General features: G+C 71.7%; 15 protein-coding genes. 4 read left to right on the top strand and 11 right to left on the bottom strand.

All coding sequences use genetic code 11. The annotated features are described in order from the left end of the window. Positions 1-33: 33 nt before the first annotated feature. From F8S09_RS05895 to lepA, 9 genes are all read right to left on the bottom strand, one after another. On the bottom strand, positions 34-924 hold the full coding sequence (locus F8S09_RS05895; protein ID WP_152869698.1) for a UDP-N-acetylmuramate dehydrogenase: 891 nt from the start codon (positions 922-924) through the stop codon (positions 34-36). Beyond that, entirely contained in the window at positions 921-2,321 is a 1,401-nt protein-coding gene (gene murC / locus F8S09_RS05890) for a UDP-N-acetylmuramate--L-alanine ligase (RefSeq protein WP_152869696.1), read from the bottom strand. Before murC ends, F8S09_RS05895 begins: the two co-directional genes overlap by 4 nt. A gap of 30 nt (positions 2,322-2,351) precedes the next feature. After that, positions 2,352-3,440 (bottom strand): undecaprenyldiphospho-muramoylpentapeptide beta-N-acetylglucosaminyltransferase, encoded by a 1,089-nt coding sequence (gene murG / locus F8S09_RS05885; RefSeq protein ID WP_152869694.1) that lies wholly within the window; start codon positions 3,438-3,440, stop codon positions 2,352-2,354. Positions 3,441-3,542: 102 nt separating this feature from the next. After that, entirely contained in the window at positions 3,543-4,292 is a 750-nt protein-coding gene (locus F8S09_RS05880) for an AIM24 family protein (RefSeq protein ID WP_152869691.1), read from the bottom strand. A gap of 40 nt (positions 4,293-4,332) precedes the next feature. Further along, on the bottom strand, positions 4,333-5,508 hold the full coding sequence (locus tag F8S09_RS05875; protein WP_152870229.1) for a pyridoxal phosphate-dependent aminotransferase: 1,176 nt from the start codon (positions 5,506-5,508) through the stop codon (positions 4,333-4,335). Between the two features lie 386 nt (positions 5,509-5,894). After that, positions 5,895-6,479 carry a response regulator transcription factor gene (locus tag F8S09_RS05870; protein WP_152869689.1) on the bottom strand — a complete coding sequence of 195 codons (585 nt, stop codon included), beginning with the start codon at positions 6,477-6,479 and terminating at the stop codon, positions 5,895-5,897. Further along, entirely contained in the window at positions 6,476-7,444 is a 969-nt protein-coding gene (locus F8S09_RS05865; protein ID WP_227978535.1) for a sensor histidine kinase, read from the bottom strand. Before F8S09_RS05865 ends, F8S09_RS05870 begins: the two co-directional genes overlap by 4 nt. Before the next feature lie 188 nt (positions 7,445-7,632). Then, positions 7,633-8,589, bottom strand: a complete 957-nt coding sequence (locus tag F8S09_RS05860; protein ID WP_152869687.1) for an MBL fold metallo-hydrolase — start codon at positions 8,587-8,589, stop codon at positions 7,633-7,635. A gap of 181 nt (positions 8,590-8,770) precedes the next feature. Further along, positions 8,771-10,576 (bottom strand): translation elongation factor 4, encoded by a 1,806-nt coding sequence (gene lepA / locus F8S09_RS05855; RefSeq protein WP_322618572.1) that lies wholly within the window; start codon positions 10,574-10,576, stop codon positions 8,771-8,773. Between the two features lie 101 nt (positions 10,577-10,677). Between lepA and F8S09_RS05850 the strand changes: the two genes are divergently transcribed. Next, positions 10,678-12,018, top strand: coding sequence for a M28 family metallopeptidase (locus tag F8S09_RS05850; protein ID WP_152869685.1), 1,341 nt, complete (start codon positions 10,678-10,680; stop codon positions 12,016-12,018). Between the two features lie 54 nt (positions 12,019-12,072). Next, positions 12,073-12,900 carry a GNAT family N-acetyltransferase gene (locus F8S09_RS05845; protein ID WP_152869683.1) on the top strand — a complete coding sequence of 276 codons (828 nt, stop codon included), beginning with the start codon at positions 12,073-12,075 and terminating at the stop codon, positions 12,898-12,900. 6 nt (positions 12,901-12,906) lie between these two features. Here the strand turns inward: F8S09_RS05845 and F8S09_RS05840 are convergent, their stop codons facing one another. Next, a complete protein-coding gene (locus F8S09_RS05840; RefSeq protein ID WP_152869681.1) occupies positions 12,907-13,119 on the bottom strand; it encodes a hypothetical protein in 213 nt (70 codons plus the stop codon). Between the two features lie 194 nt (positions 13,120-13,313). Between F8S09_RS05840 and F8S09_RS05835 the strand changes: the two genes are divergently transcribed. Further along, positions 13,314-13,670, top strand: coding sequence for a hypothetical protein (locus F8S09_RS05835; protein WP_152869680.1), 357 nt, complete (start codon positions 13,314-13,316; stop codon positions 13,668-13,670). Here F8S09_RS05835 and F8S09_RS05830 read toward each other — a convergent pair. Further along, positions 13,660-14,292 carry a ribonuclease HII gene (locus F8S09_RS05830; protein WP_152869678.1) on the bottom strand — a complete coding sequence of 211 codons (633 nt, stop codon included), beginning with the start codon at positions 14,290-14,292 and terminating at the stop codon, positions 13,660-13,662. The genes F8S09_RS05835 and F8S09_RS05830 overlap by 11 nt on opposite strands. Before the next feature lie 84 nt (positions 14,293-14,376). Between F8S09_RS05830 and F8S09_RS05825 the strand changes: the two genes are divergently transcribed. After that, entirely contained in the window at positions 14,377-15,570 is a 1,194-nt protein-coding gene (locus F8S09_RS05825) for a class I SAM-dependent methyltransferase (RefSeq protein ID WP_322618571.1), read from the top strand. Positions 15,571-15,573 lie beyond the last annotated feature (3 nt).

The following is a 15,573-nucleotide window of genomic DNA, read 5'->3' as shown; positions in this document are numbered from 1 at the left end:
CCTCGTGTGTTCTGGCGACTGGAAACTGGCCGCTTACCCTGGCAACGTCTCCGGCCACAGCTCGTATTCCAGGTCCAGCGGCACGCCCACGCGGTCGCAGATGAGCGCCAGCAGGGCGTGGACATCGGCGGCGGTCGCTCCTCCCAGATTCACGATGAAGTTGGCATGCTCGGGGGCGATCATGGCCGCGCCGACGCGGGTGCCCTTCAACCCCGCCTCGTCAATCAGTTGGCCCGCACCCTTCCCCCCGCCGGGGTTCTTGAAGGCGCAGCCGGGCGTCTTCATCTTGGGCTGCCCCTTGCGGGCGTGGTCCGCGAAGTCCATCTTCGCCAGCACCTCCTCCGGGGTAGAGGGGCGCAGCCGCAGCCGCACGCGGGTCACGATGTGGTTCCGGGGAATGCCGCTGTCGCGGTAGCCCCAGGCGAGGTCGTCCGGCGTGACCTGCCGCGTCCCCTGTGGCGTCACGATCTCCAGGGTGTGCAGGCCGTCGAACATCTCCCCGTAGCGGGTGCCCGCGTTCATCCACACTGCGCCGCCCACCTGCGCGGGAATGCCCACCGTGCCCTCGAGGTTGCTCAGGCCGAGTTTCTGGAGCTTGCGAATCAGGCCGGGGAGGGGCACCCCGCCGCCCACCCAGCCCGTGACGATCTGCTCGGGCGTGCTGAGCACCGGGTCGGGCGTGAGGTCCGCCTGCGCGAGCGGCCCGGTCAGACGGATGACCCGCTCGGGCACCCCCTCGTCCGCGACCACGAGGTTGCTGCCGCCCCCCAGGATGCGGTACGGCTGCTCCATCGCCTCCGCGAGCTGGGCGTGGTCGGCGACGAACCAGACCTCGGACTCGCCGCCCACCCCCAGGGTGGTGTAACGGGCGAGGGGCTGGCGCTCCACCCGCGCCCCGGTGCGGCTTGGGCTCAGGACGGTCATGCTCGTTCCCCCGCCGCCAGCTCACGCGAGAGCTTCCACACGTCGCCCGCTCCCATCGTCACGATCAGGTCGCCCACGCCCGCTGTCTCGCGCAGGTAGCGCACGACCTCGGCGCGGTCGGGGAGGTAGCGCACGCCCGCGTGCCCGCCCTCGCGCATCCGGTCGCTGACCAGGGTGGCGTGGATGCCGGGAATAGGCGGCTCGGAGGCCGCTGCGATGTCCAGAATCAGCACCTCGTCGGCGGGCATCAGCGCGTCGGCCAGCCGGGGCCAGGACTGCTGGGTCCGCAGGTAGCGGTGGGGCTGAAACACCACCCGCACCCGCCGCCCGGTCTGCCGCGCGGCCTGCACCGCCGCCGCCACCTTGGTGGGGTTGTGCGCGTAGTCGTCCACCACGAGTGCCCCGTTCAGTTCCCCCACCCGCTGCCAGCGCCGCCCCGGTCCCCGGAAGGCGGCGAGCGCGTCGGCAGCGGGACGGAAGTCTCCGCCGTACAGGTCGGTCACGGCCAGCGCCGCGAGCGCGTTCAGCACGTTGTGGGTGCCCGGCAGCCCCACGCGGGCCTCGCCCAGCACTTCCCCCCGGCGCGTCACGGTGAAGGAGGTGCCCTCGGCGTCGGGGCGCAGGTCCAGGGCGCGGTAGTCGGCCCCTTCCGCCTGGCCGTAGCTCAGACGCTCGGCCGCCCCACCGCACAGGTCTTCCAGCCCCGGCCAGTCGGCGCAGTACAGGACCCGACCCGATTGCCCCACGAAGCGGGCAAAGGCAGCGTGCTGTTCCTCCACCGTTTCCCAGTAGGTCGCCTGGTTGCCGCCCACGTGGTCGTCCTCGGCGTTGGTGAACACCGCCGTCTCGCAGCTCAGGGCCGCGAAGCCCCGGTCGGACTCGTCCACCTCCGCGACGAAGGGACCCGCCCCCAGCCGCGCGTTGGAGCCGAACTCGGGCACGATGCCGCCGACGAAGGCAGAGGGATCGAGCCTCGCGCCCGCCATCGCCACCGCGATCATGGAGGTGGTGGTGGTCTTGCCGTGGGTGCCGATCACACCGACCGAGGGCGAGGCAGTCAGCAACTCCCCCAGCAGCGCCATGCGGGGCCGCACCTCCACCCCGGCGGCGCGGGCGGCGACGAGTTCGGGGTGGTCCTTAGGCACCGCCTCCGAAGCGACGAGCACATCTACCCCCGCCACATGCGCGGCGTCGTGGGCGTGTGCCACCGCGATGCCGTCGCGCACCAGCCCCTCGGTGAGCTCGGACGCCTGCTCGTCGCAGCCGCTGACCCGCACCCCCCGCGCCGCGAGCAGCCGCGCAAAGGCGCTCACGCCGATGCCGCCGATGCCCATCAGGTGATAGTGGGGAGAGGAGTCGGGAGCCGGGGGGGTCGGGGTGGGAGGGAGGTCAGTCATGATGAAAGGGGGGGAGGCACGCGGCCAGCGTCAGCGGACGTGCCGCAGCACGAGGTCCGCGAGCCGCGCGGCGGCCCCGGCGGGTGAGCGCCCCAGGGCTGCCTCCCGCATCGCCGCCCGCGTGCCGGGCTGGGCACACTCTAGCACCGCCCCGCCCAGCGCCCCGGCGAGGTCCGATTGTTCCACCAGCCGCCCCGCCCCCGCCTCTTGCACGCTCTGCGCGTTGTGGAACTGGTGGTTCTCCGCCGACTCGGGCAGCGGCACCATGATCAGCGGCACCCCGTGAAAGGCGGCCTCGGCCAGCGTGCCCGTGCCCGCCCGCGTGATGCCGAAGTCGGCCGCCGACCATGCCGCGACCGCGTTCACATACGGAACGGGGTGGTACCACCCCAGGTCGGCCACGCGGGGGGCCACCTCGTCGATCCAGCGCGGGCCGGTGGAGTGCAGCACCTGCACGGGTTGGCCGTCCGAGGTGCGGCCCTCCGCCCCGAACACGCTCCGCAGTACGTCGGGCACCCCGTTGTTCAGCGCCAGCGACCCCTGCGACCCGCCCATGACCAGCACGGTGAGCGCTCCTTCGCGCAGCCCCAGCCGCGCCAGCGCCTCGGTGCGGGGCAACCGTTCCTCGCGGACGGGCATGCCGACCTGGGTGGCCTTGTCGGGATTCAGGCCCACGACCTTCGGGTAAGCGGTACCCACCGCCCGCGCCCGGCCCACGGCGAGGCGCTGGGTCAGGCCCAGTCGGGCGTTCTGCTCGTGCAGGACGGTAGGCAGGCCCAGGCTCTGGGCGGCGAGCACTCCGGGCAGACTGGCAAAACCGCCGTAGCCGACAACCGCCTCCGGCCGCGTCTCCCGCAGGAAGGCCCGCGCCTCGGCCACGCCCCGCGCCGCCCGCAGCAACTCGCGGGGGTCGGGGCGGCCCTGCCCGCTGCGGGCGAGTTTCCCCGCGTCCACCCCGTGAAAATCCAGGCCGGAGTCCGCCGCAAAGCGTTCCTCCATGCCACCGCGTTGCCCCAGCAGCAGCGCCTGATGTCCCCGGCCCATCAGTTCCCGCGCGGTGGCGACCGCCGGGTAGATGTGCCCCCCGGTGCCGCCCGTCGCCATCACGATCAGACTCATCCGGGGGAGTGTAGCGGGTGGCCCGGAGGGTGTGGAGCAACAGGGGAGAAGGGGGGGAGGCCCCTGCGAGCGCCCCCACCCCCTTTTGCACCGCCGCAGCCTTCAGTCGAACAGGTCGCCCAGCGTCTTGCCCACGCTCCCGCCGCCTTCCCCGAACATCCCGGCCTCGAACTCCTCGTAGGGCTGCACCACCACGAAGCCGTCGCCCTGAAAGACCATCTGGTAGGTCTCGCCGCCGCCGCGCCCGATCATGGAGCGCAGGCTGGAGTCCATGCGGAGCTGGGGCTGGAGGTTGCCGCTCCAGGCAATCGTCGCGTTGGGGTCGGTGAAGATCGGCTCGTTCGGCGTAACGCGCAGTGTGAGCGGCTTGCCGTGGCTGAGGATGGCGACCAGCCCATGCCCTTGTACCCGAACGCTGAACAGGCCGCCCGCCGCCATGCCCGCCACCCGGCGCTGCATGGTGATGTCGTACTGCACGGAGTCCTCGAAGGCGAGCAGGTCGTTGCCGTTCACGTTCAGGCTCTCGCCGGAGAGCCGCAGAATCTGAATCTCCTTGCCCTGATCCGCGAGGTAGGCCACGCCCCGGCCCTCGATCTTGGCGAGCGGACTCATCTCCTGGCTCACTGCCCGCTTGAGGGCCTTCATCAGCCCGCCTTCCAGGGTGCCCTCGCGCTTGAAGGAGAGGTTGCCCTTGTAGGCGATCATCGCGCCGAGTTTGCTCCAGATGCGGCCGTTGACCTTGACCTCCAGCATCTTGCTGGACTCCAGCTCAAAGACCTCGCCGGGATTGTCGCGCTCGGCGGTCTGGGCCAGGAAGTCGCGGAGACTGTAACTGCCATCAGCATTCGTCATACGTCTAGGGTACGGGGCAGGAGTCGCAAGAGTTCCGGGGTCAATCCAGCACCCGGCGGATGCGCCGCAAGGCTTCGGCCAGCGTGTCCAGGCCCGCCGCGTAGCTCAGGCGCACCCGCCCCGGTGCCCCGAAGTCGGTGCCCGGCACGACCGCCAGCCCGCCGCGCTCCAGCAGCAGGTGGCTGGCCTCCAGGTCGTCGGGGTGCAGCCGGGTCGTATCGGGCAGGACGTAGAAGGCGCCCTGCGGGGTGGGGGTGGGCAGACCCAGCGCGTTCAGCCCCGCCACGAGGAAGTCCCGCCGCTCGCGGTAGGCGGTCCGCGCCCCCGCCACGAAATGGGCCGTTGCCCCGTGATCGGTCAGTGCGGCGAGGGCGGCGTGCTGCGACACGGTGCAGGCCCCCGTCGTGCTCTGGGATTGCAGGGCGTTCATGGCGGCGATCCACTCGCGCGGCCCGCCCGCGTAGCCGATGCGCCAGCCGGTCATCGCGTAGGCCTTGCTCGCCCCGTTCACCGTCAGCGTGCGCTCGGGGGCGAAGCGGGCGGGGCTGACATGTTCGGCGTCGTAGGTCAGGTGCTCGTAGATCTCGTCCGAGAGCAGGCAGAGGTCGTGCCGCCGGGCAAGGTCGGCCACCGCCTCCAGCACCCCCGCCGGGAAGACGGCCCCGGTCGGGTTGCCGGGGCTGTTCAGCACGATCAGGCGCGTTCTCGGCGTGACCCGCGCCGCCACCTCCTCCGGGTCGAGGACGAAGCCTGCCTCCGCCCGCGTGGGGACGGGGACAGGCACCGCGCCCGTCAGCGCCACCATCTCCGGATAGCTTACCCAGTACGGCGCGGGGATGAGCACCTCGTCGCCGGGGTTGAGCAGCGCGAGCAGGGCGTTGAAGATCGCCTGTTTGCCTCCACTCGTGACCGTCACGTCGCCCGGCGCGTACTCCAGCCCGTTCTCGCGGGCGAACTTGGCGCTCACGGCCTCGCGCAACTCGGGCAGGCCATTCACGGGCGTGTAGCGGGTGTATCCGGCCTCAATCGCAGCTATGCCAGCGGCCTTGATGTGCGGCGGCGTCTCGAAATCTGGCTCGCCCACGCTGAGGCTCAGCACGTCGGCCCCCGCCCGGCGCAACTCCAGCGCCCGCGAGGTGACCGCAACCGTGGCCGAGGGCTTGAGGCTCAGGGCACGCGCAGAAAGGGCGATCCGGGCAGACGGGGCGGCCTCCATGCCGCAGGCTACGGGACGTGAATCGCGGCGGCGCGGGGGTGAACTAGGGCGTGGTGGAAAGAAACTCGACCCCGGCCCCTCCCTCTCCCAGCCGCCGCCGAGTTCAGCCGCCGCGGACAGGGGGATGGAGAAGCTGTAGATGTTCACGCAACATCCGCATCCCTCGTCGTGCAGGGTGTCCAGAGAGATGCCCCAGCGCGGTGCCCACTCCCCGAAGACGGTCTGCTGACGTGGGTTATCCGCTTCAAGGATGATCCGCACCATCACATCCATTCCGCTCACCGGACCTCCTCCCGGAGTCGGCGACTCCCCTCGCCGCGGGCTGCGTCGTGCGTTTGAGGAAAAAGGGACGGCCCCCGCCGCCCCTCTGACCGCTCCGGCTCGGTCTACTGAAGCAGCCCGATGCTCCGCGCCCGGCTGACCGCCTCGGTGCGGTCCCCGGCTTCGAGTTTCACGTACAGCCGGGCGAGGTGGTCCTTGACCGTGTCGGGGCTGACGCCGAGGTTCTTGGCGATCTCCTTGTTGGAAAAGCCCTGGGCGAGCAGGGGCAGCACCTCCGACTCGCGGGGGGTCAGGCGCGGGACCTCGACCTGCGGCAGGCGGTCCACGTCAGGGTGGGCCACGATGTCGCGCAGTTGCCGGGCGAGGGATTCGGGGTCGGTTTCCTTGCTCACGTAGCCGCGTGCCCCGGCCGCCCGCGCCGCCTGCACGATGGCGGGCTCGGCAAAGGTGGTGATCAGGACGCTGACGACGCCGGGGTGGGTCTGGCGCAGCCGCTCGCAGACCTCGATGCCGGTCAGGCCGGGCATCTTCACGTCGAGGAGGGCGGCGTCGGGTTCCAGGGTCCGGCAGGCGCTCAGGGCCTGGAGGCCGTCGGCGGCTTCCGCAACCACGTCGAAGCCCTGGTGCAGCAGCGCGTACTTCAGGCCCATGCGGAAGAGGGGGTGGTCGTCGGCAATCACGATTCTCAAGGGGTCACCTCCGGTAACAGCAGGCAGAACGTGGTGGGCAGGGGCGAGGCGGCGTCGCGGCGGTACTCCAGGGCGCCGCCGTGCGCTTCCGCGACCCGGCGGGCGATGAAAAGGCCCAGGCCCGTCATCCCGGCGGCGTACTGCTGCCCGGCGATGGTGGCGGGTTGCGCGTTGAAGGGTTGGGCGAGTTCGGACAGCGGGGCACACAGGCCGGGGCCGTCGTCGCGGACCTCCAGCCCCTGCGGGGTCACGCGCAGCTCCACACGGGTGCGGGCGTAGCGCAGCGCGTTGGCGGCGAGGTTGGTCACGGCCCGTTCCAGTACGGCGGCGTCGGCGGGGGCGTGGCCGGTTCCGGTTGCGGTGAGGTTCAAGCCCCGCACGTCGGCCTGGGGCGAGAGCCGCCGGGCCACCTCCTCGAGCAGGGCGCCGAGGTCGGTGGGGGAGGGCGAGAGCTGCACCTCCTCGCGCTCGAAGCGGTGGGCGTCGGCCATCTGGGCGACCAGGGCGAGCAGCCGGGCATTTTCCCGCTCGACCTCGCCCGCGACCTCACGGCGCTGCTCGGCACTCAGGGCGCCCTGGCCCAGCAGCCGCGAGAGGTGCCCGGTGGCGATCAGCGGGGTCCTCAGGTCGTGGACCAGCGTCGCCATAAAGGCCCCCCGCCGCTCCTGCTCGGTCGAGAGCCGTTCCAGCAGCCCGGTAAAGGCCCCGCGCAGCGCCCGGATCTCCGCCGGGTCGTCCGCGTGCGGCTGCGCGAAGCTGCCCGCGCCGACCTCACCCTCCAGCCGCCGCAGCGGGCGCAGCAGCACGCCGCTGAGCAGGTAGCCCACCCCGCCGCACAGCGCCGCGACCAGGGTCAGCCACAGCGCCAGCGCCGAGGTGGGGTTCGCTCCGGCCGCGCCCACGCTGAGCACGAGGTTGGGCAGGAACGCGAGCAGGAAAATCACCAGGGTGAACTGTGCCCGCAGCGTGCCCGCCTGCCCCCGGACTGCCCGGCGGAGATTGGCCCTTCCAGAAGCCTGAAAGGCCCCCGGCCGAGCGACCTGCGCGTCTCCTGTGCTCACGGAGGGGAGTGTAAAAACCCCGCTCTGACAGAATCCCCACACCTGTGACGTGCCCGTGATGGCCCGCCCGATGTGGGGACAGAGGCAAGGCTTTAGCGGCGGCGCGTCAGCACCAGCGCCAGTGCCCCCAGCGCGAGGCCCGCCAGCACCCGCTGCCTCAGGGGATCGGGGCCGACCGGGGGCACGCCCACAGGCACCGGGCGGGTCACGTACCAGCCCCGGCGGGGGCGCCCCAGCTCGTCGAAGTTGCGGGCCAGCCGCGCGAGGTCGGCTTGCATCTCCGGTCCCGACATGGGGTGTCCGTGCCCGGTGACCACCAGCCAGGGATGCAGCGCCGAGAGCCGCCGCACCGAGTCCCGCGCCTCGTCCCAGTTGGGGGTGTAGTAGGCGGGTGGGCGGTGAATCAGGGTGGGGCGCAGCGCGAAGGCGCCTGCCGCCGACTCCTGCTTGGTGGTCACGAAAGCGTCCCCGGCGATCAGCGTGCGGTCTTCTTCCCGCCACAGCGAGACGTGCCCGGAGGTGTGTCCCGGCGTGTGCAGACAGCGCCAGCCGGGCAGGTGCGGCACGCTGCCGTCTTCCGGAAGCGGGCGCACATGGGGCCGGAAGTCGAAAGGACCGGGCACGAACGCGGGCGAGAGCAGGCTGGTCGTGCCGCCCACCGTGGGGTCGGGAAAGGGGTAGGGCGCCACGCCGGTAACGTGCGGCAGCTCCAGCGGGTGCGCGTAGATGGGCACGTCCCACACCTTCAAGAGGTCGTGCAGCGCCCCGATGTGGTCGAGGTGCCCGTGCGTGAGCACGGTGGCGACCGGCGGACGGCCCGCGTGGTACTCGTCGGCGGCCTTGCGAATCAGTCCGGCGGTGCCCGGCATCCCGGCGTCCAGCAACACCCAGTCCTCACCCGGCAGGCCCATCAGGAAGACGTTCACCATCGGCAGCCGCACCCGCACCACGTCTGGGCGCAGGACCTGCGTCCCCCCGAAAGTCGAGACGGGCGGCGCGGGCGGGCGAATGCGGTTCAGGTCAGGCGAAGGCTCGTGCGCTTGGGTCATGGTCAGGCGTCCTTTCGGGGTGAGATGAGAATGCTGCGGTTCTTCTCACACGGTAGGCAGCCTGCATGAGCGCACCCCTTGAGTGGAGGCGGTGAGGCCTTCAGGGAAGACGGACGAGGCAGCAGGGCGGCCCACCGCACCGGAAGGAGCAGCGGGCCACCCAGGGCCGGTCTTTACTGCTTTATTCGTCCGTGCTCAGCACCGCGAGGAAGGCTTCCTGCGGCACCTCCACGGTCCCGATCTGCTTCATGCGGGCGCGGCCCTTCTTCTGCTTTTCCAGCAGCTTCTTCTTGCGGGTGATGTCGCCGCCGTAGCACTTGGCAAGGACGTCCTTGCGGTAGGCCTTCACGGTCGCGCGGGCGATGATCTTGCCGCCGATGGTCGCCTGCACGGGCACCGGGAACATCTGCCGGGGGATGACCTCGGCCATCTTGTCCACGATCTTGCGGCCCAGCGAGTAAGCCTTGTCCTCGTGGACGATCACGGCCAGCGCGTCCACGACCTCGTTGTTGACCTGGATGTCCACCTTGCGCAAGTCGCCCTCGCGGTAGCCGATCTGCTCGTAGTCCATTGAGGCGTACCCGCGCGAGATGGATTTGAGGCGGTCGTGGAAGTCGTAGAGGATCTCTGCGAAGGGCACCTCGTAGATCAGTTCGACCCGCTTGCCGACGTAATTCATGGTGACCATCGAGCCCCGCCGTTCCTGAAGAAGCTGCATCACCGGGCCGACATACTCCTCGGGCTGCATGATGCTGAGCTTGATGTAAGGCTCCTCCACCATGTCGATGCGGTCGCGGGTGGGGAACTCAGCGGGGTTCTGCGTCTCGAACACGTCGCCGTTGGTCAGGGTGACCCGGTACACCACGGCGGGCGCGGTGGCGATCAGGTCGAGGTCGAACTCGCGCTCCAGCCGCTCCTGCACGATCTCGGCGTGCAGCAGGCCCAGGAAGCCGCAGCGGAACCCGAAGCCCAGCGCCTCCGACGTTTCCGGCTCGAAGGTGAAGGCCGCGTCGTTGAGCTTGAGCTTTTCCAGCGCGTCGCGCAGCTTGCGGTACTCCTCGGTGGAGGTGGGATACAGCCCCGAGAACACGACGGGTTGCGCGGGTTTGAAGCCGGGGAAGGGTTCGGGCGTGGGGCGGTCCTTCTGCGTGATGGTGTCGCCCACCTGCGCGTCGTGGATGTCCTTGATGCCCGCCGCGACCCAGCCCACCGTGCCCGCCGGAAGCGAGTCACCCACGACCAAGCCCGGCGTGAAGGTCCCCACCTTGTCCACCTCGAAGGTCTTGCCGGTGCCGAACAGCATGATGGGCTGCTTGGGCGTCAGCGTGCCCTCCAGCACCCGCACGAACAGGATCACGCCCTGGTAGGCGTCATAGAACGAGTCGAAGATCAGCGCCTTGAGGGGGGCCTGCGGGTCGCCGGGGGGCGGCGGGATGCGCTCGACGATGGCTTCCAGAATCTCGGGAATCCCCAGCCCCGCCTTGCCCGACGCGAAGACGGCGTCCTCGGCGGGAATGCCGATGACCTCTTCCAACTCCTGCGCGGCGCCTTCCGGGTCGGCGGCGGGGAGGTCGATCTTGTTCACGACCGGGATGATTTCGAGGTTGTTGTCGATGGCGAGGTAGGCGTTGACGATGGTCTGCGCCTCCACCCCCTGAGAAGCGTCCACCAGCAGCAGCACGCCCTCGCAGGCGGCCAGCGAGCGCGACACCTCGTAATTGAAGTCCACGTGTCCCGGCGTGTCGATCAGGTTGAAGACGTACTCTTCGCCGTTCTCACGGCGGTAGTTGAGGCGGATGGGCGTCGACTTGATGGTGATGCCGCGCTCGCGCTCCAGCTCCAGCGTATCGAGGGTCTGGTCGCGCTTGTCGCGCTCGCCCATCGCGCCGAGCCGCTCCAGGATGCGGTCGGCCAGCGTGGACTTGCCGTGGTCCACGTGGGCGATGATGGAAAAGTTGCGGATATTGGCAGTCGGCCCTTCGGTCACGCAGGCAGTGTACGGCACCGCCCCCGCCCGCTTCTGTCTGCTGAGACATGAGGACCGCACTTTCGCGCCTGTCCTCACCTCCCAGCCGCTACCCTGACCCCATGCCCCGCCGCGCCCTCCCCACCCGCCCGGCCCGCCCGCTGTGGCAATGGGCGCTGCCGCTGCTCGCCGTGCTGGGCGTGGCGGGCGGTGGCGCCTACCTGGGCACCCGCCCCCAGAACCCCCCGGTGCAGGCGGCGGCGCAGGCCCGCACAGTGGCTGGGGACTGGACCGAGTTGCAGGCGTTCGGCCCCCGTCCGGTGGGCGAGCCAGGCCACGCGCAGGCGCTGGACTGGACGCAGGAGCAACTGGAAGGTCTGGGGTACCGCGTCACCCGCCAGCCCGTCACGCTGGAGCGGCCCTTCGACCTCGGCGGCACGCTGACGGTGGGGGACCTGCGGGTGCCCGTTCGCGCCCTCTACGGCGCCGGGGGCGGCGAGCAGTCGGGGCGGCTGGTGCCCCTTTCCGGCGGCCTCTCGCGCGAAGAAATGGAGGCGCGGGGCCTGCGCGGCCAGATCGCGCTGCTGCGCTGCCAGGACTGGGAGGACGGGGACCTCTCGCGCGGCGAGATCGTGGGCCGGGCGATCCAGGCGGGGGCGCTGGGGCTGGTCTGGGTGCAGGACTGCGACCTGGCGCGGCTGGAGCGCGTCGCCGCCACCCCGCTGCCGCTGGTGTGGGTGGGCGCGGAGGACGGCGAGCGGGTCTGGGCACAGGCAGGCGAGAACGCTGACCTCGTGTCGAACGTGGAGCGGCGCGAGGTCACGGGCGCCAACCTGATCGCGGCGCGGGTGGAGGCAAAACCCGAGATCGTGCTCGGGGCGCACCTCGACAGCGTGAACGCCTCGCCGGGCGCCAACGACAACGCGAGCGGCGTGCTGGCGGTGCTGGAGGCGGCGCGGCGGGTAGCGGGCACCCCGCTGGCCGGGCAGACGTGGTTCGTCCTGTTCGACGGGGAGGAAGACGGGCTGTACGGCAGCCGTACCTTCGTGAACGCGCACCGCTTCCTGCTGCGGCAGACCCGCACGATGATCAACCTCGACATGGTGGGCGTGGGCGCCGAACCGCTGGGCGTGGCCGCGCACGCCGAGCTGCGGCCCATCGCGCAGAGGGTGCGCCCCGGCATCCGCCTGTTCGAGGACAGCCCGCCCGAGCGCGAGTCTTTCGGGCGCTCCTCCGGCGTGACGGGAAGTAGCGACCACGTGCCGTTTATTGGCTGGGGCGTGCGAACGGCCTTTATCCACCGGGGCGTGGACGAGAATTACCACGCGGCGAGTGACCGGACCCTCTCACCCGCGCGGGTGACGGACGCGGCGGCCTTCGCGCTGGCCCTGGCCCGCAAGACGCTGGACATGCCCTGGACCCCACGGGAGCCGTGCGAGGGGTTCAGCAGCGACGGCTGCTAGCCTCCGCTCTTCGGCGGATGCCGGGCGGGGGCGCCTGCGCTTAGGCTGCCTGGCATGACCCCCTCCTTCCGCACGCCCCGCGCTCTGGGCTTCCGCACCGACCTCGCCCTGCGGGTGCAGGCCGGGGCACAGGTCGAGGACCGGGACGAGTACACGGTCATTCGTACGCCGGACAACCTGACCTTCTGGTGGGGCAACTTCCTGCTGCTGCACGCGCCGCCCGCGCCCGGCAGCCTGGAGCTGTGGCTGGCCCGCTTCCGGGAGGCGCACCCTGGCGCCAGTCACGTGACTTTCGGGCTGGACATCACCGATGGGGAGGCCGGGGCCGCCGGGGAGTTCGAGGCCGCCGGGTTTCGCCTGACCCGCGACACGGTGCTCACCACCCCGGCCACGACCGCGCCGGACCGCCCCCTGCTCGCGGGCGTGGCCCTGCGCCCCCTGGAGACGGACGCCGACTGGGACGCCGCGCTGGAGCTGCGCGTTGCCGTGAACGCCGCCGACCCGGACCCGCTGGAGGCGGAGGGCTACCGCCTCTTTTCCGCCGGGCGCCTCGCGGGCCTGCGCCGGGCGCAGGAGGCCGGGCACGGCGCCTGCCTGGGCGCATTCGCGGACGGCCGGATGGCAGCAGGCCTGGGCGTGTACGACGCGGGTGGAGGGGTCATCCGGTACCAGAATGTGGAAACCCACCCGGCGCAGCGGTCGCGCGGCCTGGCAGGTCACCTCGTGCACTTCGCGGGCGAGTGGGCGCGGCACCATCTCCGGGCGCAGACCCTGGTGATCGTCGCTGACCCTGAGTACCACGCCCAGCGGCTCTACGAACGCGTGGGCTTTCGCCCCAGCGAGCTTCAGACCGGACTGGAACGGCCCCCAGCGGGGGGTTAGGCGGGCCTACTCCTCGCGCAGGGCGTTTGCGTTGTAGCGGTTCGCCAGGATGAAGAAGGTGGGCGCCCACAGCCCCACGAAGATGCCGAAGCGCTCGCCGTGGGCACGTTCCTCGGGCGTGGTACCCGCGCCGCCGCGCGTGGCCCAGATCGCGATGGACCCCAGGATAGAGGCGGCGCCCGCCAGCGTCAGGAGTTGGGCAAGGTTGCGGCTCGACATGGTGGCCCTCCCTCGGGGGACTTCGGCCCGCGCCCCCGCTGCGGTTCCGGCGTGACTCCCGCCCCCGGCCCGCTGCCGGGTGACCGTGCCCCGCCCGTGTCTGCCCGTCACTGTGACCTGCCCGGCCGCCTGACTCTGCATGCTGGGCGACAACTCGGCTTGCCCCGGCCCCCCGCCCATGCTGAGATGAAGCCATGAGCCCTGCTCCCGATGGCCTCACCGAGTCCCGCTGGGACGCCCTGCGCGGGTTGCTGGGCCACGGCCTCCTGATCGGGCTGGGAGTCGCCCTCGCCGCCGCCCTGGTCGGCCACTTCCTGATCCAGCCCGGCTGGGAGGGGGTGCGGCTGGGTCTGAACGGGGCGGGCACGCTGCTGTGCGTGCTGGCGGGGTCGTTTGCGATGGGGGCCTCCGACTCCCAGGAGGCGACCTCCTTCCACCGGGGCCGCCTGGGTCAGGCCACCGAGCGCATCCACTGGCCGCTCGCCGCCCTGACCGTCAGCCTGCTCGCCGCCGGGTTGTGTTTCGGGCTGGCCTGGCTCGTCAGTCGTTGAAGAGGCCCGCCTGAAGCAGCCGGGCAATGGGCGCGTATCCCCGCCGATGCACCGGGCTGACCCCCAGCCGTTCCAGCGCCGCGCGGTGGGCGGGGGCGCCGTAGCCCTTGTGGGCCGCGAAGCCGTAGCCGGGATGCTCGCGGTCGAGTTCGGTCATCACCCGGTCGCGCTCGGTCTTGGCAAGCAGGCTGGCGGCGGCGACCGAGTAGCTCAGGGCGTCGGCCTTCGGGGGGGCCAGCAGCGGGAGGGGCGTGCGCAGGCGCAGGTAGTCGGTCACCAGGGCCTGCGGCGCGGGGTTCAGCCGCGCGAGTGCCCGCGCCGCCGCCGCGTGGGTGGCCCCCAGGATGTTCAGCCGCTCGATCTCGTCGGGCCAGGCGTGCTCGACCGCCCAGGCCACGGCCACCCGCCGGACCTCTGCCGCGAACGCCTCCCGCTGGGTTGCCGAGAGCTGCTTGGAGTCCCGGAAGGGATACTCCTGCGCCGAGCCGGGCAGGATCACCGCCGCCACCGTGACCGGCCCGGCCCACGCGCCCCGGCCCGCCTCGTCCACCCCGGCCACCCGGAAGTAGCCGCGCCGCCAGTGCTCGCGCTCGAAAGACCAGTCGGGGGTGACGGAGGGCATGGGGAAAAAGCTATCAGGGGTCAGCTCTCGGCTTTCGGCAGGACGCCCCGGTTTCCGGGAGCGGACGGCTGATAGCTTCTAGCCGTGACCCGCAAGCCCAAGTCCAAAGTCCGCCTCTCCCGCCCGGCCCGCCCCCCTGCCGAACTCCCCCCGCAGGCCGAGGCCGGGAGCTATTTCGACGTGCGCCCGGCTACCCTGCCGCCCCGGCTCGATGGCCTCCGCGCCCTGACCAAACCTGGCGTGCGCGGCTTTCCGGGGGTGGACGACGCGCAGGCGCTGCTCGCGCAGACGATGCGCAAGGACCGGGTGCGCGGCGACGTGCTGGACCTCACGGCGATGGGCGGGCTGCTGGGGTCGCTGCCCGGCGTGACCCTGCGGGCGGTGGAGGGGTCGGCCCCGGCGCTCGCGGCGCTGCGGGAAGCCGGGGTGGATTCCCACCCCGCCGTCCCCGGTGACGACCTGCGGGAGCGCTGGCCCGAGCGCCCCCGCACCGTGGCCCTGGTGCTGGCCGGGGACCGGGGCAACGCCTACGCGCTCGCGCAGGTGGCCTGGGCGCACGCCTGCACGCCCCTCGGCGGCACCCTCTACCTCGCCGGGGACCGCGACAAGGGTTACGACCGCTACGTGCGGGCGGCCGGAAATGCGTTTGGCACGGGTGAAACCATCGCCCGCGACGGCGGCATGCGGGTGGCCCGGATGGTGCGCCGCCCCGGCCCCACGCCCGCCTATCCCGACCTTGAGGGCTACGAGCTGGACGGCCTGCGCGTCGTCGGCCTGCCAGGCGTCTTCAGCGCCGCGAAGCCCGACAAGGCCACGGCCCTGCTGCTGAACGCGCTGGACGACATGGGCTTGACAGGGCGGCGTGTGCTGGACCTGGGCTGCGGGACTGGCCTGATTGGGGCGTGGGCGGCGCGGCGCGGCGCGGCCGTGACCCTGGCCGACGGCGACCTCCAGAGCGTGCGGAGTGCCGAAGCGACCCTGGCCGCCAACGGACTGCCGGGCGAGGTGCTGCACAGCGACGTGGACGCAGGGCTGGGCGAGCGCACCTTCGATCTGGTTCTCACCAACCCGCCCTTTCACGTCGGGCGCGGGGTGGTGCTGGACGTGGCCCGCGAGTTCATCGCGGCGGCGGGGCGGCGCCTCACTCCCGGCGGGACCCTCTTCCTCGTTGCCAATGAGCCCCTGCCCTACGAGGCGGCGATGGGCACCCTCGGCCCGGTGCGCGAGCTGCGGCGCGAGGGGGGCTTCAAGGTGCTGGCGGTAACGCAGGCGGGCTGAGGG

This window comes from Deinococcus terrestris, assembly GCF_009377345.1.
GTDB lineage: Bacteria > Deinococcota > Deinococci > Deinococcales > Deinococcaceae > Deinococcus > Deinococcus terrestris.
Note: the sequence above shows the minus strand (reverse complement) of the source record. Positions and strands in the feature narration are given on the sequence as shown.